The organism is Myroides guanonis (assembly GCF_900114085.1).
Lineage (GTDB): Bacteria > Bacteroidota > Bacteroidia > Flavobacteriales > Flavobacteriaceae > Flavobacterium > Flavobacterium guanonis.
Genome location: NZ_FORU01000016.1, coordinates 33,286 through 58,095, shown reverse-complemented (window position 1 = coordinate 58,095; position 24,810 = coordinate 33,286). Strand labels below are relative to the sequence as shown.

The window sequence follows — 24,810 nt, the reverse complement described above, 5'->3', positions numbered from 1 at the left end:
TTTTTATCTGAATTTAATTTGTGTAATAATTCGATGAATTTAATTCAGAAACTCTAATACACTCATTACTAACCAACTCACTAGTGGCAACATAACATTTATATCTATCATCTATGTTAATTTCTTTAAGGAAAAAAAAATTATTATCAATAATTACAATATCTTGTGATATTTCAAAAGATTTTAGAATTACAGAGAAACCTTTTCCATTGCATTTTATTACAGCTTCTTTCTGGGTCCAATAATTATAAAATGAATCCATTTTATCTAAAGAAGTAGAAATTTTTAGCCATTCATTATCTGTCATTTGAGGTTGAAAATCTTCTACAGTGATATCTTGTCGTAATTCAATATCAATTCCAATATCACATACATTTGTCACAGCGCAAACAACCATTTCTCCTGAATGAGAAATATTAAAACAAACTTCATTGCCATCTCCAAAATAAGGTTTATTATATTTATTATATTTTATACTTACATCTTTATAATTTTCATTAAAATTTGCAGTTGCCTTATAAAGTAATATTCTTCCTAACAATGACAATTGTGCATCCTGCCATCTTCGATAGTTTAAAATTTTATTTTGGAAATCTATCGGAAATCTTAACAAAAATTCATTCATTAATTTTTCATGATTATCCTCCGATATAAAAGCATAATATATATATATCATTTTTTCTTATAAAATATAACTAATAGTTCAAATTTATGCTTTTATACTATTTTAAATAAGCAAATTAAAAACTCCACAAGTTTATGAGTAATTTAATTAATAACAAAATTTAATTAACATAATAAATTTTTATGAAATATTTTTTACATATAATCAATATACTCGACTTAAATAAAGTATTTCCATAACATACACTTATATTTTCGATCGATTTAATAATTTTAATGTTATTTTACTTTATTGTAACCAATATATAAAGTGACAAAGAAAAAAACTTATACAAAAAATCTTTTGTATAAGTTTCTGCTTTTACAGTACTAAATGCTAAAGAGGAAGATTGTTTAAACTACTTTTCATCAACGTAATAGTAGGAGGATATTTCATAAAAAAAATATTCCTAGTTTCTTTTTAGAAGGGTTTAGAATGTTAAGTTCAATTGACAGGAAAAATTATACTGAATAAAATTCATTGATATCAATTTATTAAAATATCAACGTTACTTTAAAAAGTCATTTTAATACAGATTAAAAAATTAACAATTACATCTTAAATAAATCATAAAATAAAAATCCTAAAGCATTTTTTTATATCATAACTTTTTGTACTTTTGAGTAAATTGTCAAAACATTTTTACATATTCTTTTTTCAAGCGTGTCTATTAATAGACACGCTTTTTTATTTAAATTAATAAAAATCAATCACATGTAAAATAATCAATCTTTTGAAGAACGCAAAAAACACTCCTAAACTAAAAACTATGTACATACATCTTAGTTAATTTAAGAATACACCAAACAAACTATTTTTTATTACCATTAACATTAATACTTTAATCTCTTTAAGAATAATACTACCAGAATTTCAAAATAATACATTTCAGCATAATCTCAAACTGAAAGACAATTTACATATACATCCCAACAACACACTTTAAGACTATTGAATACCTATATGTCCATTATCCTTATAGACAAATCGTTTTAACAATATAAAAGAGCTCTAATAGCAAATACGTACTATTATACAACCCAAGTTTTAATTCATTATAAAGAAACAGTTATTCAATTAAGAAAACTAACTCCAAAAAAAAAAAGCAGTAGTTAATTAACTACTGCTTTTTAATAATATAAGATTTGAAGTCTTGTCTAAAACTATCCTAATACTTCTTTAACTTTTTTACCAATCTCAGCTGGTGAATCAACAACGTGAATTCCACATTCTCTCATGATACGTTTCTTAGCAGCAGCAGTATCATCAGAACCTCCAACAATAGCTCCAGCATGTCCCATCGTACGTCCAGCAGGCGCAGTTTCTCCAGCAATAAAACCAATTACAGGTTTTCTGTTACCATCAGCTTTTACCCAACGAGCAGCATCTGCCTCTAACTGACCTCCAATTTCACCAATCATAATGATTGCTTCAGTCTCAGGGTCATTCATTAATAATTCAACTGCTTCTTTAGTCGAAGTTCCAATAATAGGGTCTCCACCAATACCAATAGCAGTAGTAATTCCTAAACCTTGTTTCACAACTTGGTCAGCAGCTTCATACGTTAAAGTTCCTGATTTAGAAACAATTCCAACAGTACCTTTCTTGAAAACAAATCCTGGCATAATACCAACTTTTGCTTCACCTGGAGTGATTACACCTGGACAGTTAGGTCCGATTAATCTACACTCTCTACCTTGTACATAATCATAAGCTTTAATCATGTCTGCAACAGGAATTCCCTCAGTAATTGTAATAATTACTTTAATTCCAGCATCAGCAGCTTCCATAATAGCATCAGCCGCGAAAGCTGGTGGTACGAAAATAATTGTAGTGTCTGCTCCTACTTGATCAACAGCGTCTTTAACAGTATTAAATACAGGAAGATCTAAATGAGTAGAACCTCCTTTACCTGGAGTAACTCCACCTACAACGTTTGTTCCGTACTCAATCATTTGAGAAGCGTGGAATGTTCCCTCACTTCCTGTGAATCCTTGAACTATTATTTTTGAATCTTTATTTACTAAAACACTCATGATATTGTATTTTTTATTTTTTAATTTCGTTGCACAAAAATAAGCATTTGTATGCTATCTTTAAAATATTTCAATGCTATTATCTATGTTATGAATCAATTATTAGTTGACTTAACTGATAACCGCGAAATAATTTACTTTCTCTTAACTCCCATAGCACAAAATAGGTAGCTAACACCATCTCCTCATCAGGATTTTCAAAGGTGGCTACATAATGTGTATAATTAATTACTACTCTATCTTCTGAATCCGCCAAAACATGATGGATTACTGCTCTTAATGAATAATAAGAAAGCCTTATGTCTTTAGACAGGGCCAACACATCGTTTTTATCTAGACTAATCTTTCCTTTAGAGCTTGTCCACTCCAAAATCAAATCATCATGCAAAACTTCTTGTAAATAACTTTTACTTAAAATTGCATTGGATTCATAGAATTTTAAAACGATGTCTTTCGCATTCATAGCTCCTTAGTTTTTTCTAGAATATAGGGAACTTTTTTGATATATGCAAGCTGTTTCATTTTTTCTCTAGCTTCATCAGCAGGTGAACCAAAATAGGTCTTGTTCCCAGCTAATGACTTAGATATACCAGATTGAGCTAAAACTACCGCCTTCTCTCCAATTGTTATACCACTAGTCATTCCAACTTGCCCCCATAAAGTAACTTCATCCTCTATAATCACACATCCTGCAATACCAGTTTGAGCTGCAATCAAACATTTTCTACCTACAACAGTATCATGCCCTATATGCACTTGATTATCAATAACAGTTCCTTCTTTTATTGTTGTATCTCCAGTAACCCCTCTATCAATAGTACAAGCAGCACCTAAGGTTACATTATTCTCGATAACAACGCGCCCACAAGAAACTAAAGGATCAAATCCCTCTGGTCTTTTTTTGAAATAGAAAGCATCTGCTCCAAGAATTGTACCTGCATGTATAGTAACATTATCACCAATCACAGAACCATCATATATAACTACATTAGGATGGATTCTGCAATTTTTTCCAATTACAACATCGTTTCCAATAAAAACATGGGGCTGTATTACGGTACCTTCCCCTATCTCCGCACTTTTAGCATGTAGCTCCTGTGCAGGTTTGAAAGGATTAAAAAATTTCGACAAGGTATTGAATGCAGTAAATGGATCTTCACACAACAAAAGAGCTTTTCCTTGCGGACAAGGTACCTCCTTATTAATGATTATTATAGATGCATTTGAATTCAATGCTTTATCATAATATTTAGGATGATCTACAAAAACAATTTCTCCTTCTTGTACAACATGAATTTCATTCATACCATACACTGGAAAACTAGGATCTCCGATAAATGTACAACCGATAATCTCAGCAATCGTTTGTAAATCTTGTACCTTTTTAAATCTCATAAGGTGATTGAAATGACATCAATTATTATTTAATACGTTCGATATAAGCACCCGAAGCTGTATCAATTTTAATTTTGTCTCCTTCGTTAATAAATAATGGAACATTTACACTAGCACCAGTTTCAACCGTTGCAGGTTTAGTAGCATTTGTTGCTGTATTTCCTTTTACTCCTGGTTCAGCATAAGTAACCTCAAGAACAACCGTCGCAGGCATATCCACTGCAATAGGTGCATCTGTTTCAGTGTTTATTTGAACCATAACACTTTCTCCTTCTTTTAACAACTCAGGAGCATCTAGTAAATTCTTAGATAATGTAATTTGCTCATAAGTTTCAGTATGCATAAAGTGAAACTGATCACCTTCTGGATATAAATACTGAAATTTATGATTCTCTACTCTAACTGGATCTATTTTATGTCCTGCTGAAAACGTATTATCTAATACCTTTCCAGTAGTTAAACTTTTCAATTTTGTTCTGACAAAAGCAGGACCTTTCCCTGGCTTCACGTGTAAAAACTCAGTTACTTTATAAATATCATTGTTGTAGTTAATACACAAACCATTTCTGATATCAGCTGTTGTTGCCATATTATTTTTATTTATAATTAGTATTTAATTAATATATTCCAGTATATCCCTTCATAATACCTCTTGAAGAATTACGAATAAACATAATGATTTCATCTCTTTCATTTGTAGCTTCCATATCGGCCTCAATGATACTTAAAGCTTGAGATGTATTAAAGTTCTTTTGATATAGGATACGATAGATATCTTGAATTTCTCGTATTTTCTCAGTTGTAAACCCTCTTCTTCGAAGACCTACAGAGTTAATACCAACATATGATAATGGCTCTTTAGCTGCTTTTGTAAATGGAGGTACATCTTTTCTTAATAAAGAACCTCCGGAAATCATCGCATGTTCACCAATATTAATAAACTGGTGTACTGCAGATAATCCTCCCAAAATCGCATAATCTCCTACTTTCACATGGCCTCCCAATAACACTCCATTTACGATAACCACATTATTTCCAACTTCACAATCATGAGCTATATGTGCAGTTGCCATAATCAAGCAGTTTTTCCCTATTACAGTTTTCCCTGATGCATTAGTCCCCCTATTAATAGTTACACACTCACGAATAGTAGTATTATCACCAATAATTGCAAGGGAATCTTCTCCTTCAAATTTCAAATCTTGAGGTATCGCAGAAATAACCGCTCCAGGAAAAATAGTGCAATTCTTCCCTATTCTCGCCCCTTCCATTATTGTTACATTCGATCCAATCCAAGTTCCTTCTCCTATTTCAACATTGTTGTGAATAGTAGCAAAAGGTTCAATCACAACGTTTTTTGCGATTTTCGCTCCTGGGTGGACATATGCTAAAGGCTGATTCATAAAATCTTTATTTTAGTTTTATTTTTTTACTATTTGAGCCATTAGCTCAGCTTCTGTAACCATTTTCCCATTTGCATAGGCATAGGCCTGCATGTGGCAAATTCCCCTACGAATAGGTGATAATAGCTCCAATTTAAACAACAAAGTATCACCTGGTAAAACAGGATGTCTGAAACGAACTTTATCTATCTTCATAAATAAGGTTATATAGTTTTCAGGATCAGGAACTGAACTCAATACAAGTATACCTCCAGCTTGAGCCATTGCTTCAATTGTTAATACACCAGGCATTACTGGTGCTCCAGGAAAATGTCCTACAAAGAAAGGTTCATTCATTGTAACATTCTTCAAGCCTATAACATGACTATCCGACATTTCAAGAATTTTATCTACCAATAAAAAAGGAGGTCTATGAGGTAACATTGCCATAATCTGATTAATATCCATCAAAGGTTCTTGATTAATATTATACTCAGGAATGGTGTTTTTCTGTTCGTTTGCAATAATCTTAGAAAGTTTCTTTGCAAATTGAGTATTTACCAAATGCCCAGGTTTATTCGCAATAACTTTTCCTCTAATTCTAATCCCAACTAATGCTAAGTCTCCAATCACATCAAGTAACTTATGACGAGCTGCTTCATTAGGGTGATTGAGAACTAAATTATCTAAAATTCCGTTTGGAGTTACATTGATATCATCTTTTTCGAAAGCAACCTTTAACTTTTCCATTGTATTTGCTGATATTTCTTTATCAACATATACTATGGCATTGTTTAAATCCCCTCCCTTAATCAAACCATGATCAAGCAATGTTTCTAACTCATGTAAAAAGCTAAACGTCCTAGCATCTGATATTTCTTCTTTAAAATCAGACAATGACTTCAGAGTAGCGTTTTGAGTACCTAAAACTTTAGTACCAAAATCAACCATAGTAGTCACTTGATAACTATCAGAAGGCATCAAAATTATTTCACTACCCGTTTTTTCGTCAGTATACGAGATCACTTCTTTAACAATGTATTCTTGTCTTTCAGCATCTTGCTCTACAACTCCTGCCTTTTCAACAGCCTCAACAAAAAACTTTGACGAACCATCCATTATCGGTGGTTCTGATGCGTTTAACTCGATAATTACATTATCTAAATCACATCCTACTAAAGCTGCTAAAACATGTTCCGTTGTCTGAACTTTTACACCTTTTTTCTCTAGATTAGTTCCTCGTTGCGTATTTACCACATAAGTCGCATCTGCCTCAATAACAGGACTTCCTTCTAAATCTACTCGAACAAATGAAAATCCATTATTAATTGGAGCTGGCTTTAAAGTCATCTTTACTTGTTGACCTGTATGTAATCCTACACCTTCTAGAGATACCTCATTTAGGATGGTTTTCTGCTTAACCATAATTCTATGTATTTTTCTTTCTATTGTAATAAATGTACTACTTAATACTCTTTTTAATCTCTTCTATATCGTGCACTATTTTAGGGAAATTTCTAAAATGTATATACGACTTTAAAAAATCTGATTGATTTAATGACGGTGACCCTTGAACAGTCTCATTGTTTTCTAAACTTTTAGAAACACCCGATTGAGCCTGAATTTTCACATTATCACCAATCGTGATATGTCCAACTATTCCAACTTGTCCACCTATCATACAATATCTACCAATCTTAGTTGAACCTGCAACACCTGTTTGAGATGCAATCACAGTATGTTCTCCGATTTCTACATTATGAGCAATCTGGATCTGATTATCCAATTTGACTCCTTTTCGAATTCTTGTTGAACCTAATGTAGCTCTATCTACCGTTGTACCTGCACCAATTTCAACATCATCCTCAATAACAACATTCCCTATTTGTGGTATTTTAGTAAAACTACCATCTTCTCCTGGAGCAAAACCAAATCCATCAGATCCTATAATAGTTCCCGAATGTATCGTACAATTATTACCAATAATTGTTTCTGAATATACTCTAGCCCCAGCAAATAGAACTGTATTATCCCCAATAACAACATTATCACCAATAAAAGAATTAGGGTAAATCTTTACATTATTTCCTAATCTAGAATTCTTACCAATATAACTAAAACTTCCAAGATAAAGATCCTCTCCATAAGTTACTCCTTCAGAAATAACACTTGGCTGCTCTATTCCTGATTTCATAAGCTTTACCTGATTATAATACTCTAAAAGTTTAGAAAAAGATTTATAAGCATCCTCTACTTTAATTAGAGTTGCATTGATACGATGTTCTGGCACAAAGCTATTATTAACGATTACTATCGAAGCTTGTGTAGAATAGATATAATTATTATACTTCGGATTAGACAAGAAAGATAGTGTCCCAGGAACTCCTTCTTCAATTTTTGCTAATTGACTGACTTCAACTGTTGCATCACCAACTACTTCCCCCTCTAATAAACCCGCTATTTGTTCTGCTGTTATTTTCATTAGCGCAAAAATATAAAATATAATTGAAACTTAACTTTCAAATACGTATTTTGGATAACAAACAAAGTACTTTGTGACCGGTTTTGACAATGCTTTAAGATTTAACTGATCTGAAGCTTCTAAAACATCAACAACCTCCCGGTTTTTTTTCAGTATTCTAATTGGTTCTTCCGATTTTGTATATGCTTGATTTCTCACTTTTCCTTGAAATACAAAATACTTCGCTTCTTCCTTTGAAATCGGATATTTCTCTAAAATCTTATGACGCATTTCATTTAAACGGTCTTTTGAATTTTTCTCAACAATAAACTCAATTTTCAAAAGTTCCCTATTAATGATCATCTTACTTAATTCTGACAACACAAAGTCATCATGGAATTGCCAACTTTTTAATGCACCAATTATATCAGAATCATCTAATAGCGCAAAAAAATCTAATGCCTTTTGATCAAATTCTGCTTCATTAATTACATTTTTCAAAAAAAACAACAAAGGTGCACTACCCCATAATTCCACACCCCTGTTTGCAAGCTCTTTCGCCCTCTTTAACACCCTCATCATAATCAATTCTGCACAAACACTTGTTTTATGCAAATAAGCTTGCCAATACATTAAACGGCGCGCTACAATAAACATCTCTACCGAATAAACCCCCTTTTCTTCTACAACTAAAACGTCATTTTCTACGTTAATCATCTGTATGAGTCGCTCAGAATTTATATTTCCTTCCGCAACTCCACTATAAAAACTATCTCGTTTCAAATAATCCATTCTATCCATATCTAATTGACTTGAAATCAACTGTAACATGAATTTCCTATGATATTCCCCTTTAAATATTTTAATAGCTAATGATAATTTTCCCTCAAACTCTTCATTTAATCGATTCATAAAAAACAATGAAATTTCCTCATGATGAACCCCTTCGACAATAGATCGTTCCATTGCATGAGAATACGGTCCATGACCGATATCATGAAGCAATATAGCTACATATAAAGCATTTTCTTCCTCATCGGAAATTTCAACATTTTTAAACCTTAATACTTGTACTGCTTTTTGCATCATATGCATAGCACCCAAAGCATGATGAAAACGTGTATGATGTGCACCTGGATACACTAAATATGACACCCCCATTTGAGATATGCGTCTTAAACGCTGAAAATAGGGATGTTCAATCAAGTCGTATAAAAGCGAATTGGGCACAGAAATAAATCCATAAATAGGATCATTAAAAATCTTAAGCTTATTTAAAGTAGCCAATGAAGTGTTTTTTAGTTCTAAACAAATATATGATATATATAAAAAAAACCACACTTAAAATACTGTTAAGTGTGGTTTTATCTTTAAAACAAGTGTTTTTTTTTATTTAATTCTCTAAATCAATTTGAAAAGAATCTAAAAAACCAATAGTTTTCATGATATCATAGTGCATAACTCGGTCGGTCTCAACAAAAGAAACTTCTTCTCTATATGACTTTACAAAACTTTCTATAAATTCACTAGATTTCGCAGGTCTTCTAAACTCAAGCGCTTGAGCTGCATTCATCAATTCAATAGCTAAGATTCGCTCCAAATTATCAATAATTCGCAATGTTTTAGTAGCCCCGTTAGCCCCCATACTCACGTGGTCTTCCTGTCCATTACTAGAAACAATACTATCCACACTCGAAGGTGTAGCTAATTGCTTATTTTGACTCACAATACTAGCAGCAGTATATTGAGGAATCATAAAACCTGAATTCAAACCCGGATCCTTAACTAAAAATGGTGGTAAACCTCTTAATCCTGAAATTAACTGATACGTTCTACGCTCAGATATACTTCCTAATTCAGCCAAAGCAATACCTAAAAAGTCAAGAGCTAACGCCAACGGTTGTCCATGAAAATTTCCACCAGAAACAATTATATCCTCATTATGAAAAACGTTAGGATTATCTGTAACTGAATTTATTTCTGTTTTAAAAACCTTATCCACATAATCAATAGCATCCTTAGAAGCCCCGTGAACTTGAGGAATACAACGGAAAGAGTAAGGATCCTGAACATGGGCCTTTGTTCTAGAAATCAACTCACTTCCCTCTAAAACTTCTGTAAAAAACTCCGCTGTTCTGATTTGTCCTTTATGAGGACGAACTAAATGAATTAATTCGTTAAAAGGCTCAATTCTCCCATCAAAAGCTTCTAATGAAACAGCTCCAATAAGGTCTGCTAAATAAGAATATTTTTTTGCTTTCAACATGATATAACATCCGTACGCACTCATAAATTGAGTCCCATTTAACAATGCTAATCCTTCTTTTGATTTCAGTGAAATTACCTTCCACCCCATCTTATCTAAAACCTTTGATGCTGGCTGTCTAAAACCTTCATAAAAAACTTCTCCTTCACCTATCAAAGGCAGTGTCAAATGCGCTAAAGGAGACAAATCCCCAGAAGCCCCCAAAGACCCTTGATTATAAACAACAGGTAGCACGTCGTGATTAAAGAAATCCATCAAACGCTGAACCGTTTCAAGTTGAACCCCTGAATTTCCATAACTCAACGATTGCACTTTTAACAACAACATTATTTTTACGATTTCCTCAGGCACTAATTCACCAGTACCACAAGCATGAGACTTCATTAGGTTCTCTTGCAGTTTTGAAAGATTTTCATTTGATATCTTTACATCACATAAAGACCCAAAACCTGTATTAATCCCATAAATTGGCGTCTCTTGAGAAGCCATTTTCTTATCTAAATACTCGCGACATTTTTCAATATTCGCACTCGCTTCCTCAGAAAGTTGTATTTTTTTATTTTCTACTATAATCTCCTGAAGCTTTGAAATTGTAAAAACCTCGGAACTTATGTAATGAAACTCTTCCATTTTATTGTTATTTTCAGTATAGTTAATTGTAATTATTTTATCTAGTAAAAATCAAATTATTCTTTTTCGAATCCACTTCACTAAATGTATACCCTTCTAAATTAAAATCCTTTAATCCTTCGAGTGTTTCGATATCATTGTCAATTATAAATCGCACCATCATTCCTCTAGCTTTTTTAGCAAAAAAACTAATTGTCTTGAGCTTTCCATTACGTAACTCTTTAAATTCTGGAGTCACTAAAACACCTTTCAAAGTTTTTTTATCTACTGCAGAAAAATATTCATTACTCGCTAAGTTCACCAACAACTCCCCTTCCTTCATCTCTTTATTAAGCGCCTTTACAATAATTGATTTCCAAAATTCGTATAAATTTTCAGAACTTCCAATTTTGATTTTAGTCCCCATTTCCAATCGATAAGGCTCAATAGCATCTAAAGGCTTTAGCAAACCATACAAACCAGAAAGAATACGCAACTTATCTTGCAATACACGTACTTTATTTTCAGATAATGTATACACATCCAAACCAGCGTAAACATCACCATTAAAAGCATATACCGCTTGTCGTAAATTAGAAACATCGATCGAATCTGCAAACTTTCTATCTTGATTGCGCTTCCAATTTAATTCAGATAAATTCGATGATATTTTCATTAAAGAAGATAATTCCAAAGGAGACAATTCCTTTAAAACCCTATTAATCGTTTTTGCTTCCTTGATAAATAATGGCTTTGTAACTTCAGTCACAGGTACAGTCGAAGTATAATCAAGACTTTTCGCTGGAGAAATTAATACTTTCATGGCAATTGTTTTATATACGCCTCAAATATAAAATATCTATTCCAGATTAACTTCTGCTTATACCGAGAAGTGAGAAAAAAAAGAACAATTACCTAATAACCATAACATTAATTATTCAATAAACTCCATGCCAAATCATAAATCCGTTTATCGTAGTTTTCATTTATTAATACCATCAAAGCTTCAATATTTACTGGCCTCTCACGAACGAGTAATTTCAAAAAATCAACAAACGCCTCTCTACCTAAGTGCAATTCCAATTCATAACAAAACAACATTCCTTTGCCATATAAGCTTTTTGCACGTTCATCAAACTCTATCTCATCGTTTACACTCATAATACTTACTGCACCATTTGCATATTCCTTATAACGATCCATAATTTGTTCAAAATAAGCCTCTCCATACTCTTTTCGAGCATACATTACAGTCAAATAATCTGCAAAACCCTCGTCTATAAATGCACTTGGAGAACCATTATAAACATTCGTCATAGAAAACCATTTGTGTGCTACCTCATGATACAATGTGCTGTATAAATACTCATAATCTACATCTTTGTTATCAACTCCTCTTTCATTGTAATAGTATAGATTAACAAACCCCGGAGAGCTATAAAACGAATGGTTTCCAAAATCATTTACCAAAATGGTAAAAGTCGGAATATCCTCATCAAATACACTGCTGTAATAACTCACAACACTAGTTAACGCAGTATCTATTGATTTAACGAACACAGAATCCTTATTAAGCGTTAAAATAGTACTATTAAGCCCTTTATAAACATCAAACGGTTTTTCTGTAATATTCAAAACCACTTTATGGGTAGTAGCCTTAACCCCATCGGTAAAATTCGAGAACAAATGATATTTACTTTCATTCTCTATTTTAAAAATATAAGTAGGCGGAGTGAATATCTCAGATTTCACCACTGGTATAAGCGCCACACCTTGCAACAAGACACCTATTCCCCCCGTGGTTTCTACCAATGCTTTTTCTAAATCTATAGCATATGTAAAACGAATAACTCCTTGAGATTTTTCTTTACCATTTAAAGAAAGTGTTATAAGATTTTGGTACTCATCTAGACTATCGAGTTTCATACTTTCCACATTCAACCCAGATACCTTTATATCTTTTATACTTTTACTTATTTTAAAAGAGATACTGTCCAAACCACTAACATGATGTAATTCTGTATCAAAGAAAATCTCGGAGTTTTCAAGATGTATATCAACAACATACTCCAAAGCTTTATTTTCAATCTCTTGCTTACAACCAAGAAAAAAAACACTCAATACAACAAAAACACCCCAATAGCTTTTCATAGACACTAAATTAAGCTCCCAATATACAAATTATCTCCCTTGTAAGCGAATCCATAAGTCTTTCAACAATCTCACACCGTCTTTTCGCTCCTTAAAAACCTCCTCCGCATGTAGAACCCCATTATTATCTCTAAACAAACGATAACTAAAAGCAAATTGAATATCATCAACATCTTTTTTCAGCAATCCAAAACGCAAATCATTAAAATACAATTCACCTTCCTTTTCAGAAACTATATACCATCCTTCAGACAAAACGACCAACCTTTGAACCAATTCCTCCTCCATCAAAGAACCAAGTAAATAATGATTCTTAGGAAAAGCCTCAAACACTATATCAGAACTATCAAAAAAAGAATAATCACCAAGCAAATAAGAATCAGGAACATCTACAATAGCATTCCACAAAATCGTATTCATAGCCGAAGGTTTAACAGAGATAGAATTATAAACAACCGATGTCCGATTCAACTCTTTTTCAAATTGATGGTAAGCCACTCCTTTAAGCACTAGAGTCAACATTAAATACCCAGAACTAATCAATAATCCCAAATTATTCCAAAACATTCGCTTATCAGCATTATCATTCTGCCTCATTGACATAATAAGACAAACCAAAAAAGGAACTGTATAAAGAGGATCAATTACAAAAATTGACTTAAAAGCAAAAGGATATGAATAAATAGGCCATAAAATGCGGGTACCCCAAGTGGTAAACATATCCAACAAAGCATGTGTAAACAGACCAAGAAAAAACAACCAAAACCCTTCTTTAAAAGTGAGTCCCGACTTTCTTTCGATTTTAATAACCAAAAATCCCAACAACAAAGCAAGAAAAAAAGCAAAGAAAACAGAATGACTCATCCCTCTATGAATCTCAACAGCGGTAATAGGGTCCACGAACATTCCGACCACTATATCTAAATCAGGAATAGTTCCAGCAATAGCCCCATAGAAAAGAGCCTTATTTTTCAACTTTCTACCAGCAACCGCATTACCAATAGCAGCACCTAAAACAATTTGAGTTAATGAATCCATAAATTACAAAAATACATATATAAAAAAAACCGCCGATAGGCAGTTTTTTTTATAACAATAATACAATTTTAAAAAAATTATAGTTCTTTAAAAATTGTATGCATTAAGCGTTTTTTATCATTGATACTTTCTTCCAAAGAAATCATTGATTCGGTTCTATAAACACCCTCAATATCATCAATCATATAGATAACTTCTTTTGCATGTCTCGTATTTTTTGCACGAATCTTACAGAAAATATTAAACTTTCCAGTTGTAACGTGAGCTACAGTAACAAAAGGTATCTCATTAATTCTTTCCAACACAAATTTAGTTTGTGAAGTATTATGTAAGAAAATTCCGATATAGGCTATAAAAGCATATCCTAACTTCTCATAATCTAAAGTTAAAGACGACCCTTGAATAATCCCAGCATCTTCCATTTTTTTCACTCGAACGTGAACAGTCCCAGCAGAAATCAATAGCTTCTTAGCTATATCCGTAAACGGAACCCTTGTATTGTCGATCAACATATCTAAAATTTGATGATCAATCTCATCTAAACGAAACTTACTCATAAATCAACTATTTACCTAATTCTAATTTGAACAACAAAAATACTACAAATAATCCATTGTTTTTGTAAAATAGTAAGAACTTATTGTTTTTTTAGCAAATCATTAACAGTTATACTTCCAAAATCAATAATTTCGAAGGCTTTTTCCCCGATTAATCTATTTAAATCGCTAACCTGTACAATAAACTTTAATTCAGTATTTACGCAAACGTGTGCAAATTTACTCTCTTTTTTAGAAATTTCCGTTATAATCGGCAAAAATAAAATGCGATCGTTAAACAATACCTCCTCATACTGTAATGAGACACTCCAAAAAACACCGCTAAAAGGTTCTAAAACCTTTCTTAAAATCACATCAACATAACTTTTATTATTTTCAGGTAATAAAAAATACTTATCTACTATATTGTCAATATAACGATCAGCTTCTAATTCCGACAACGCTGAAATCAAAGCACGAAAAACAAACCCTCTAACAGTTTCTCTTAAATAATCACCTTTATAATGACCCGCTTCAAACAATATTGTAGGAACACCTCTATACTGAAAATAATCCCCTACACAGTTAAGGTTAAAACCGTCGTCAAAACGAGCCATTCCATTTGGCAAATGATTTCTTAAAGCATCATATATACCAACTATCAACTTCATTGCCCTCTCCCTTGTTACATTTACACTTCTATCCATATCGAAAGAAGGAGATAAAAAAGAAAGAGAAGCTGCACACTCTTTATCTCCTACACCAAAAATAGTTCTTTGATCATGCAAATTAAAAGCGAAATCAGGACAAAATTCATCAAACACCCTTCTCAATATCTTACTCTCCGGCTGAGATAAATCAACAGCATCTCTATTTAAATCCACTCCATTTGCATTAACTCTTGTATAAGCAAATGCTCCATCTGGATTCACAATCGGAATTATTAACAATGTGAACGCATTCAAAAAAGAATTAGCCATCTCGTTTCCTGAATCTAAAAACAACAACAAATCTAAAACAGCCTTCGTAGTGGTTGATTCATTTCCATGCATCTGGGACCACATAAAAATCTTCTTATCACCAGAACCAACTCGAACTGATTTTACATCTCTATTCTCTACCGACCTCCCTTCAACACAAATCTCAAATAAATCACTTAACCCTAAATAAAATCTCTCTAAATCTACAGTGGTAACATACCTACCACTAACCCCTTCATATTTATATTCTACTATATCTATATCCATAAATAACATGCTATTTTATACAAGCACAAATGTAAACAACTCTCTAATTACATCTGTAAACCCATTGCTAATTACATCTGTTTACAATTGTAATTCACAAAAGTAAACAATTCTAAAACTAATACCACACTTTCATATGTTACTAAATAAAATATAGCATATAAAATTGATAACCAACTTCATAACAGTCATCATATAAACATTAGCTATAATATATATCTAAATATTAAATACACTACCACTCTATGTAAAACATTTTAATTACATTTGTAAACAACTATATTTTATTTATACATGGAAGACTTTGTAAACAGACTTACTCGATTACTTGATCATTTTGAACAAACAGCATCAAGTTTCTCAGACACTATAGGTGTCCAACGATCAAGTCTTTCCCACCTACTATCAGGTAGAAACAAACCAAGCTTAGATCTTATAATGAAGATCCATGAGCGCTTTCCAGAGGTCAATTTATATTGGCTTTTGAAAGGGGAAAAACCCTTTCTATGCGATGAAGAAATCAAGAATATTACAGAGAAAAAACAAGGAGAAATAACAGAAACATTTGAACTACAAAAAACAGAGTTCGATCAATGTAACCAAAGCATTCCAGCAACTGAAGAAATAAAAGAAAAAGAAACCTCACAACCAAACCTAACATCTGACCATGCTAATCCTATAGAACAAATTGTAGTCTTTTATAAAAATGGAACTTTTAAAAACTTCAACCCTACTCGTTAAAACTATTTTCAGACACCCTACCTTCAACATCTTTATAAAGACTATATAGATATGAGAAATCAACTTCCATATCATCTGTAGGCATATATGGCCTAAAAATTTTAACCACTTTATTTTTATAATCAAAAGCAACAGGGACAATAGGAACTCCAGCCTCCTTAGCTATAAAATAAAATCCAGTCTTCCATTCATCAACTTTCCCTCGAGTTCCTTCAGGAGCAATAGCCAAACGAAATTCTTCTTGCTCCGAAAAAATACGAGCAATAGCCTCTACCTTTCCTTCATTCTTAACCCTATTTAGAGGTTGCCCACCCATCCATTTAAAATATAATCCAAAAGGAAAAACAAACAACTCTTTCTTAGCAACAAAGTTCATCTGTTGTTGCAGTATACCACGCGTAAAAACCCCAACATAGAAATCATGCCAGCTAGTATGAGGTACTACTATAATTACACACTTTCTCAGATTCGCATCGATTTTACCATCAATACGCCATCCCATAATAGTTTGAAATATAAATTGATATACTTTTTTCTTCATATGTGATTTTTAAAAAGCGAAAATACAGCTATATTTGTTAAACACAACCCCGAAATTATGATTTCTAAACTACTTAGCTACCTAATTCCAGTACCCTATAAGAGAATTACTTCAAATGTCAATTCCCAACTAGAAGTGACCTGGAACAACGGCAAATTAGTTCTTGACACTCCAAACACCAATTACTCTTACGGTAATTTGGAGAAAATTCTAAAAAAAGGACTTCAATACATTGGTTTCAAAAAAATCAAAAACATGGATTCTGTATTAATTCTTGGACTAGGTGCAGGAAGCATTTTACATACCTTAAGAACTGAAATTGACTATCAGAACCATATTGTCAGTGTAGAGTTAGATCCTGCTGTACTATATACAGCAAAAAAATACTTTGACATTGACCGATTTAAAAACCATGAAATAATTGAAGGAGATGCCTTTGAATACGTATTAAAAAACCACAATAAAAAGTTCGATCTTATAGTCCTTGATTTATTCCAAGATGTTACAATGCCATCTTTTTTATTCGAAAAATACTTTGTTAATAATCTTAAATCAATGCTATCAATAAATGGCTTTATATTATTCAACACTATATGTTTAACAAATGAACACTTAGAAAGAAACCAAGAGTATTTGAAACTATACGACCCTAATATTTTTAGTTTACGTCAATTACCAAAACTTCAGAATCACAATGAAATCATAACTATTAAAAGAATAAAATAATGTTTTTAAACAAGTCACGACACCTTTTAATTACTCTATGTATAGTTTGGTTAAATCCCATTAAATCCCATGCGCAATACACCACAGAAATCAATTCTAATAGACCAAGTAAATCTATCGGAGCATTTGCAGTAGGAAAGAACATTACGCAAATAGAAAGCGGTCTATTTTACAAATCTAAACCCATTGACGATAAAACAAAAGAACAATATGGAGGAGAACTCCAATTTAGATACGGCGCATTTCTAGAAACCATTGAACTTATGGTAGATTTAGAATATACACAACATCAATATAAAAAAGACATCCCTCTAGCCTCTTACGGAGATCTATCCAACCTCTCATTTGGTGCCAAATATTTAATCTATGACCCTTTCAAAAATTATGAAGAAAAAATAAATGTATACAGTTGGAAAGCAAACAACAGATTCAAATGGCGCAGACTTATCCCAGCAGTGTCAATATATGCAGGAGCCAGTTTAAAGACTTCTAAGAAGTTCTTTGCCGAAGAAGAACCCGAGATCAGCCCAAAGGTAGTTTTAATCGCACAGCAGCACTTTAGCGAAAAATGGGCACTAATTACAAATATAATGAGTGACAGATTAAGCTCGAATGAATATAGAGGTTTTGGATATGTAATAACCCTAACTCATGGGTTTAATAACAAATGGTCTACATTCATAGAAAACCAAGGCTATAAAAATGATTTTTATACAGACATCAATACCCGATTAGGAATCACTACACTTTTACACAAAAACCTACAATTAGATATAGCCGGAGGACACAATTACAGAGAAAAACACCAGTCTTACTTTGGACAGTTAGGTCTATCATGGCGTTTTGAAAAAAATCATGTTCCAGTAGAACTTTAATATTATGATAGAGATCAGAGAAGCAAAAACCGAACAAGAGTTAAAAGATTTTGTAAAATTTCCTTTTTCATTATACTCTAAGAGCCCATATTGGGTTCCTCCAATCATTAAAGATGAATTAAAGAGCTTTAATTTATCCAACGACATTTTCAAAAGCGTTGATGTACATTTCTATCTCGCATACAAACAAAACAAACTTGTAGGTAGAATTGCTGTTTGTATCAACTGGACAGAAGTCAAAGAATTAAACAAACCAAAAGTTAGATTCGGTTGGCTAGAGATGATTGACGATATTGAAGTTACGAAAGCATTAATTCGTAAAGCAGAAGAACTAGCCATAAAACATGACCTCGTTTATATAGAAGGCCCTATGGGGTTCTCTAATATGGATAAGGCAGGAATGCTAACTGAAGGCTTTGATCAAATCGCTACCATGATAGGTCTATACAATCACCCATACTACCCTCAACATTTAGAAAAGCTAAACTTCAAAACAGAAGCGGAATGGATGGAATATAAATTAGATATTACTGCTTTCAATCCTAGAAAAATCAACGTAATGGCTGAATTAATTTCGCAACGATACGAAGTAAAGTTACTAAAGTTTAAAACTATTAAGCAATTAGTACCTTATGTAGATGAAATGTTTGCTCTTTTAAATAAAACCTATGCAGATTTACAAAGTTTTGTACCTATACAACAATTTCAAATAGAACATTATAAAAAGCAATATCTAGCCTTCATACATCCAGACTACATTTCTTGCGTCATGGATAAGAACAATAAAATGATAGCATTTTCTATAACAATGCCTTCCTTTTCAAAAGCATTTCAAAAAGCAAACGGAAAAATGTTTCCTTTCGGATTCCTTCATTTATTAGGTGCAATGAAAAAGAACGATAGAGCTGAATTCTATCTAATAGGAATAGATCCTGATTATCAAAATAAAGGAGTTAACGCATTGATGTTTAAAGAGATTTACCATAATTTCATGAAAAAAGGTGTAAAACACATTGAAACTAACCCTTTACTTCTAGAAAACAATAAAATTCAACAACTTTGGAAGCAATTCAATCCCATAATACATAAAAGAAGAAAAACCTTTAGGAAAGATATGTAACCCAAAAAGAAGGATAGCGATTAAATCACTATCCTTCTTTTTTAAAATTAAACCAACTCCATTGCATATAAATCAAAACCCTCTGCCCAATAATTAACAATTACCTCTTTTAGTTTAAATCCATGTTTCTGATAAAACAAATAAGCCATCTGAGAAGTCCTTACCTCTACTTTGAAATTAGGAAGCAATTCTTTAATCAAATTTAAACGAAAACTAATTAATCGATTTCCAATACCATATCCCCGAAAATCAGTATGAACAAAATCCCAACTTATCCTAACAACATTCCTCTCCTCTAAAACATTAAAGCCACCAGCACCAACAATCTTATCCTCTATTTCTACAACATAGTAATACTCTAACTCATTCTGGAGATACGCTTTAAAGTCAAGTAATTCGCTTTTCGCAAAATACTCAGGAATCAATAAACTCAATACATCTAATAAAATGCTTTCGTCATTAACCTGATATTCTCTAATATTCATTTTTTATAATTACATTAATTACAAATCTAAGAATTTAACTCTAATTGCAATTCACAATACCGCACCCTAAGATACTGTACCTCACGCAGGCACAACCAAAAAACAAAACAGTAACAAACATATAAATAATGTAACCAATTAGCATTATAGCATATATAATTCTCATTTTTAAAGCTTTAATTATTTTTTTCATACCTTTGTAGTCAAATATCTACTAATAAGCTTGCTTACGTATAGCATTAGCTTGTCCCTTTTTTCCTTTGTTGGGTACTTTTGTATTCTATCTCGTACCCTAAAACAACAAAACAATTCAAAGTTTTTGAAGGTTATTTTAACGCGTAAGTGGCTTGAAATTTTTTAATATGATTACTATAGAAAAAAAATCAATCCAAGAACAACCAAGTAAAACCGAATTAGAATCCTATGTCACCTTTCTCCATACAAATCTGGAAGAATATGGAGATAAGAAAGAAGACATCGAAAAAGCATTAAACTATGCGCTAGCCAAAGACAATAAACCTGGTGGTTTTATTCTAATAGCGAAAAGCGAAACAAGCAAAATCCTTGGGATAACCGTGATCTTAGACACCCTGATGGAACAATTTATACCAGAACACATTTTAGTTTATATTGCCACAGATTCTAATCAAAGAGGAAAAGGAATTGGTAGAAAACTAATGCAAGAAGCAATCCAAGAAACCAAAGGTTCTATCGCACTACATGTCGAACCACAAAATCCAGCAAAAATACTCTATGAAAAACTTGGATTTGAAAACAAGTATTTAGAAATGCGCTTAACCAAATAGATATGGCATTTATAACCTTAAATCGTCAAGAACTCAAAGAGAATTTCAATCACCTTCAAAAACTGTTTGATAACAAAAACATCGAATGGGCCGTGGTAGCCAAACTACTATGTGGAAATGAATTGTTTTTAAAAGAATTACTTAACCTTAATCCAAAACAAATATGCGATTCAAGAGCTTCTAATTTAAAGACGATTAAAAAATTAAATCCAGATGTAGAAACCGTCTATATTAAACCACCACCAAAAAGAAGCATTTCAAAAATAGTAACCTATGCAGATATTAGTTTTAATACCGAATTAGAAACTATTAAAATGCTGTCTAAAGAAGCCAATAGACAAAATAAAACACACCAAATTGTCATAATGGTTGAATTAGGAGAATTAAGAGAAGGTGTTCTACGAGAAGACCTTATAATGTTCTACGAAAGTGTGTTTCAATTACCGAATATTAAAATCATTGGACTAGGAACCAACTTAACATGTATGTATGGAGTATTGCCCAACAGCGACAAACTAAGACAACTTTCCCTCTACAAAGAACTGATTGAAATGAAATTCAATCGAAAAATCCAGTACATCTCAGGAGGAGCCTCAGTAACAATTCCGCTTATATTAGACAACACTATACCTAAAACTATAAATCATTTTCGAATTGGAGAGACATTATTCTTAGGCACAAATGCTTATGAAAATACTCGATATCCAAATATGAACCAAAATGTATTTAAACTTTATGCAGAAGTAATTGAGCTAACAGAAAAACCCATGATGCCCGAAGGCGAATTAGGCTTGAACATGAATGGAGAGAAAACAACTCTAAATCCAGAATGGGTAGGAAGCACCAATTATAGAGCAATTATAGACTTAGGCCTACTTGATATTGATTTAGAACACATTACACCTGTCGACTCCGGCATGAGTCTTGTTGGTGCAAGCTCAGACATGATTGTAATTGATTTAGCAGATAACCCGAAAAAGATAAAAGTAGGAGATTTAATCCCCTTTCAAATGGATTATATGGGAATATTAAGAATTATGAATTCAGAATATGTAGAAAAAAGAGTCGAATAATAAAATACTTAAAACACAAAACCCTTTGAAATTCAAAGGGTTTTGTGTTTTATATGCTTTAATAAACTATTCAACTAAGTAAATACCATTATCCTTAATATCTATTTGTTTCTCCTTATATAAAGTACCAATAGCTTTCTTAAAAGTTTTCTTACTCATATTCAAAACTGTTTTTATATCTTCAGGATGACTAGCATCACTCAACCCTAAAAAACCGTTATTTTTCCCTAATTCTTCTAAAATTATTTCTGCACTACTTAACACTCCATCAAAACCAATTTTTGTACGTGCAACGTCAATTTTATTACCTTCTCGAATCTTTTTAATGTACCCGATGATTCTATCACCAGTTCTCAATTCTTCAAAAAGTTCATTCTTATAAATAAGTCCTTTGTGTTTCTCATTAATAATCACATTAATCCCCATATCCGTAATATGAGAAACCACTAAATCAACTTCCTCTCCTTCCTCAACAGTTAATTCATCATTGTTCAAAAATTGATTTAATCTACTAGACCCAACCAATCTATTGGTCTTCTCATCCAAATACATATAAATTAAATACCAACCACCTTGAGTCATTGGACGAGCCTGTTCTTTAAATGGAACGAAAAGATCTTTTTCTAATCCCATATCTAAAAAAGCACCAAACTCATTAATATAATTCACCTTCAACAAAGAAAACTCATTTAAATATATATAAGGTTCCAAAGTTGTAGAAATAGGACGTTCTTCGTGATCCAAATAAACAAAGACAGTTATCTCATCTCCAATTTCATAATGCTCAGGAACATACTTATTAGGCAATAAGATATCATTCTCACCATCCGTTAAATAAAGTCCAATACTCGTACTACGAGCTATCTCTAATTTATTATCAACACCTATTGTTATCATTTTATTTCTCTTAATGTTTTAATTCTAAAGCAAATGTTCTACAAAGCAATTCCAAATTTGGATTCAGCTCATTCAAATGCTTTAATTTCTCTCTAGGATCAAAAGTCTGTTTAATCGTAATCTCTTCATTAACTTGAATCAGTACCTCAATATCGTAATTATCTAGCTTTTTTCTAAGATAATTTACTAAATCATATTTATTCTCATCAAAGCTAAGCTTAGACCCTTCATTCGGTAATTCAATATGCACTTTACTCTCGTGAACTTTAGGCTCAACCATACCCATTAAAGAACACATTAACATTAAACCAGAACTACTAAGACGTTCGCCATAAATTTTCCACTCTTTCATCAAAGCCTCTTCCGTAAAAGGTTCTTTAGGTAAGTCATCTAAATTTACAACCTTCTTTTGTATAGAAGCTTGTAAATCTTTTTTTGCACGGATACTCGACAAAGATAAAGCAGAAACCCTCTTTCCTAACGCTTGATTACTAATAGGTTCTTCAATCTTCTGAACCTCTTTTGCAATCTCCTCTTTATAAGTAGAAGCCGTCTCCTCTTTATTTATCTCCGTTATTTCAGGCTTATTAACATCAGTATTCTCAGTAATCTGAGGTTTATCAAGAGAAAAACCCTGAATTAACTCTCTTAAAATTTGAGGGGGTATTATATAGGATTTAGCTTTTTTTTTTCAGCTTCAAATGTAATAGAAGCCAATTGCATTAAGCATAGCTCTACCAACAAGCGTTGATTTTGACTTGTCTTATATTTCAAATCAGAATCATTAGCCACTTCAATACCTTGAAGTAAAAAAGCCATAGAAGTTCTTTGAGACTGTTGCTCAAAAAGTGCCTTTCCATGATCACCGATATCCAATAAAGATATAGTTTCAGGAGTTTTACAAACCATCAAATCTCTGAAATGAGAAGCCAGTCCAGCAACAAAATGATGTCCATCAAACCCTTTCGATAAAATATCATCAAAAGCTAAAAGCAATTGAGGAATATCATTCTTTAAAATCAAATCAGTAATTCTAATATAGTATTCAAAATCTAATACATTCAAATTTTCAGCAACCGCTTGACGCGTAAGATTATTTCCACAATAAGAAACAACACGGTCAAAAATCGAAAGAGCATCCCTCATTGCACCATCGGCTTTTTGCGCAATAATACGCAAAGCATCTTCCTCATAAGCCACACCTTGACTATTAGCAACAGTCGCTAAATGATCTGTAGCATCAGCAATAGTTATGCGTTTAAAATCAAAGATTTGACAACGTGATAAAATAGTAGGGATTATCTTATGCTTTTCAGTAGTTGCTAATATAAAAATAGCATGACGCGGTGGCTCTTCTAAAGTCTTTAAAAAAGCATTAAAAGCAGCTGAAGACAACATGTGAACCTCGTCAATAATGTACACCTTATACTTACCAGTTTGTGGCGGTATACGAACTTGATCTATAAGATTTCTAATATCATCAACAGAGTTATTCGAAGCAGCATCCAATTCAAAAACGTTAAACGCAAAATCCTCATTTGGATCATCATAACCCTCTTGATTAATTTTTCTAGCTAAAATACGAGCACAAGTCGTTTTACCTACTCCACGCGGTCCTGTAAACAACAAAGCCTGCGCCAAGTGATTACTTTCAATAGCATTAACGAGAGTATTAGTTATAGCCTGTTGTCCAACCACATCCTGAAAAGTTTGTGGTCTATATTTACGGGCTGATACGACGAATTGTTCCATATAATTAAG

26 protein-coding genes are annotated in these 24,810 nt (G+C 32.3%); 6 read left to right on the top strand and 20 right to left on the bottom strand.

Annotated elements, in window-relative coordinates; translation table 11 throughout:
- Positions 1-13: 13 nt before the first annotated feature.
- The 15 genes from BM024_RS12225 to BM024_RS12155 all read right to left on the bottom strand — a co-directional run bounded on the left by BM024_RS12225 (position 14) and on the right by BM024_RS12155 (position 15,785).
- Positions 14-625, bottom strand: coding sequence for a 4'-phosphopantetheinyl transferase family protein (locus tag BM024_RS12225; RefSeq protein ID WP_245753888.1), 612 nt, complete (start codon positions 623-625; stop codon positions 14-16).
- Positions 626-1,827: 1,202 nt separating this feature from the next.
- Positions 1,828-2,700 (bottom strand): succinate--CoA ligase subunit alpha, encoded by an 873-nt coding sequence (gene sucD, locus BM024_RS12220; protein WP_090680855.1) that lies wholly within the window; start codon positions 2,698-2,700, stop codon positions 1,828-1,830.
- 88 nt (positions 2,701-2,788) lie between these two features.
- Entirely contained in the window at positions 2,789-3,163 is a 375-nt protein-coding gene (locus BM024_RS12215; RefSeq protein WP_090680852.1) for a hypothetical protein, read from the bottom strand.
- Positions 3,160-4,095, bottom strand: a complete 936-nt coding sequence (locus BM024_RS12210) for a UDP-3-O-(3-hydroxymyristoyl)glucosamine N-acyltransferase (protein WP_090680849.1) — start codon at positions 4,093-4,095, stop codon at positions 3,160-3,162. The genes BM024_RS12215 and BM024_RS12210 overlap by 4 nt, the downstream gene beginning before the upstream one ends.
- Positions 4,096-4,120: 25 nt before the next feature.
- Positions 4,121-4,684, bottom strand: coding sequence for an elongation factor P (gene efp / locus BM024_RS12205; protein ID WP_090680846.1), 564 nt, complete (start codon positions 4,682-4,684; stop codon positions 4,121-4,123).
- Between the two features lie 28 nt (positions 4,685-4,712).
- Positions 4,713-5,498, bottom strand: a complete 786-nt coding sequence (gene lpxA / locus BM024_RS12200; RefSeq protein WP_090680843.1) for an acyl-ACP--UDP-N-acetylglucosamine O-acyltransferase — start codon at positions 5,496-5,498, stop codon at positions 4,713-4,715.
- Positions 5,499-5,516: 18 nt separating this feature from the next.
- Entirely contained in the window at positions 5,517-6,902 is a 1,386-nt protein-coding gene (locus tag BM024_RS12195) for a bifunctional UDP-3-O-[3-hydroxymyristoyl] N-acetylglucosamine deacetylase/3-hydroxyacyl-ACP dehydratase (protein WP_090680839.1), read from the bottom strand.
- Positions 6,903-6,939: 37 nt separating this feature from the next.
- Positions 6,940-7,959, bottom strand: coding sequence for a UDP-3-O-(3-hydroxymyristoyl)glucosamine N-acyltransferase (lpxD, locus tag BM024_RS12190; RefSeq protein WP_090680836.1), 1,020 nt, complete (start codon positions 7,957-7,959; stop codon positions 6,940-6,942).
- Between the two features lie 30 nt (positions 7,960-7,989).
- Positions 7,990-9,225: an HD domain-containing protein gene (locus tag BM024_RS12185; RefSeq protein ID WP_090680833.1), complete on the bottom strand. Its 1,236-nt coding sequence runs from the start codon at positions 9,223-9,225 to the stop codon at positions 7,990-7,992.
- Positions 9,226-9,331: 106 nt separating this feature from the next.
- Complete coding sequence (gene hutH / locus BM024_RS12180) at positions 9,332-10,834, bottom strand: histidine ammonia-lyase (protein ID WP_090680831.1); 1,503 nt, start codon at positions 10,832-10,834, stop codon at positions 9,332-9,334.
- 37 nt (positions 10,835-10,871) lie between these two features.
- Positions 10,872-11,636: a peroxide stress protein YaaA gene (gene yaaA, locus BM024_RS12175; protein WP_090680828.1), complete on the bottom strand. Its 765-nt coding sequence runs from the start codon at positions 11,634-11,636 to the stop codon at positions 10,872-10,874.
- A gap of 107 nt (positions 11,637-11,743) precedes the next feature.
- The gene (locus BM024_RS12170) at positions 11,744-12,964 is read right to left on the bottom strand and encodes a M1 family aminopeptidase (RefSeq protein WP_090680825.1); all 1,221 of its coding nucleotides are present in this window, start codon (positions 12,962-12,964) and stop codon (positions 11,744-11,746) included.
- A 30-nt stretch (positions 12,965-12,994) separates the two neighbouring features.
- Complete coding sequence (locus BM024_RS12165) at positions 12,995-14,002, bottom strand: metal-dependent hydrolase (RefSeq protein ID WP_090680823.1); 1,008 nt, start codon at positions 14,000-14,002, stop codon at positions 12,995-12,997.
- A 77-nt stretch (positions 14,003-14,079) separates the two neighbouring features.
- Complete coding sequence (locus tag BM024_RS12160; RefSeq protein ID WP_090680820.1) at positions 14,080-14,559, bottom strand: Lrp/AsnC family transcriptional regulator; 480 nt, start codon at positions 14,557-14,559, stop codon at positions 14,080-14,082.
- Positions 14,560-14,639: 80 nt separating this feature from the next.
- Positions 14,640-15,785, bottom strand: a complete 1,146-nt coding sequence (locus BM024_RS12155) for a M14 family zinc carboxypeptidase (protein WP_177190211.1) — start codon at positions 15,783-15,785, stop codon at positions 14,640-14,642.
- 294 nt (positions 15,786-16,079) lie between these two features.
- Here BM024_RS12155 and BM024_RS12150 point away from each other — a divergent pair, with 294 nt between their 5' ends.
- Positions 16,080-16,526, top strand: a complete 447-nt coding sequence (locus BM024_RS12150) for a helix-turn-helix domain-containing protein (RefSeq protein ID WP_090680814.1) — start codon at positions 16,080-16,082, stop codon at positions 16,524-16,526.
- Here BM024_RS12150 and BM024_RS12145 read toward each other — a convergent pair.
- A complete protein-coding gene (locus tag BM024_RS12145) occupies positions 16,516-17,067 on the bottom strand; it encodes a 1-acyl-sn-glycerol-3-phosphate acyltransferase (protein WP_090680812.1) in 552 nt (183 codons plus the stop codon). The two genes, BM024_RS12150 and BM024_RS12145, sit on opposite strands and share 11 nt — an antisense overlap.
- A gap of 57 nt (positions 17,068-17,124) precedes the next feature.
- Here BM024_RS12145 and BM024_RS12140 point away from each other — a divergent pair, with 57 nt between their 5' ends.
- Genes BM024_RS12140 through BM024_RS12130 form a run of 3 tightly spaced genes read left to right on the top strand, consistent with a single transcriptional unit; the run spans position 17,125 to position 19,788 of the window.
- A complete protein-coding gene (locus tag BM024_RS12140) occupies positions 17,125-17,793 on the top strand; it encodes a spermidine synthase (protein WP_090680809.1) in 669 nt (222 codons plus the stop codon).
- Positions 17,793-18,668, top strand: a complete 876-nt coding sequence (locus BM024_RS12135; RefSeq protein WP_090680806.1) for a transporter — start codon at positions 17,793-17,795, stop codon at positions 18,666-18,668. The genes BM024_RS12140 and BM024_RS12135 overlap by 1 nt, the downstream gene beginning before the upstream one ends.
- Before the next feature lie 4 nt (positions 18,669-18,672).
- Positions 18,673-19,788 carry a GNAT family N-acetyltransferase gene (locus BM024_RS12130; RefSeq protein ID WP_090680804.1) on the top strand — a complete coding sequence of 372 codons (1,116 nt, stop codon included), beginning with the start codon at positions 18,673-18,675 and terminating at the stop codon, positions 19,786-19,788.
- A gap of 47 nt (positions 19,789-19,835) precedes the next feature.
- Here BM024_RS12130 and BM024_RS12125 read toward each other — a convergent pair whose 3' ends face one another.
- Positions 19,836-20,273 carry a GNAT family N-acetyltransferase gene (locus BM024_RS12125; protein WP_090680801.1) on the bottom strand — a complete coding sequence of 146 codons (438 nt, stop codon included), beginning with the start codon at positions 20,271-20,273 and terminating at the stop codon, positions 19,836-19,838.
- 362 nt (positions 20,274-20,635) lie between these two features.
- On the opposite strand from BM024_RS12125, the gene BM024_RS12120 reads away from it, so the two are divergent.
- On the top strand, positions 20,636-21,079 hold the full coding sequence (locus BM024_RS12120; RefSeq protein WP_090680800.1) for a GNAT family N-acetyltransferase: 444 nt from the start codon (positions 20,636-20,638) through the stop codon (positions 21,077-21,079).
- Positions 21,080-21,081: 2 nt separating this feature from the next.
- Positions 21,082-22,152, top strand: coding sequence for an alanine racemase (locus BM024_RS12115; protein ID WP_090680797.1), 1,071 nt, complete (start codon positions 21,082-21,084; stop codon positions 22,150-22,152).
- A gap of 66 nt (positions 22,153-22,218) precedes the next feature.
- Here the strand turns inward: BM024_RS12115 and BM024_RS12110 are convergent, their stop codons facing one another.
- From BM024_RS12110 to dnaX, 3 genes are all read right to left on the bottom strand, one after another.
- Entirely contained in the window at positions 22,219-23,049 is an 831-nt protein-coding gene (locus BM024_RS12110; protein ID WP_090680795.1) for a CvfB family protein, read from the bottom strand.
- Between the two features lie 10 nt (positions 23,050-23,059).
- Positions 23,060-23,503: a hypothetical protein gene (locus BM024_RS12105; protein ID WP_090680792.1), complete on the bottom strand. Its 444-nt coding sequence runs from the start codon at positions 23,501-23,503 to the stop codon at positions 23,060-23,062.
- A gap of 212 nt (positions 23,504-23,715) precedes the next feature.
- Positions 23,716-24,801, bottom strand: coding sequence for a DNA polymerase III subunit gamma/tau (gene dnaX, locus BM024_RS12100; RefSeq protein WP_090680790.1), 1,086 nt, complete (start codon positions 24,799-24,801; stop codon positions 23,716-23,718).
- Between the last annotated feature and the right edge of the window lie 9 nt (positions 24,802-24,810).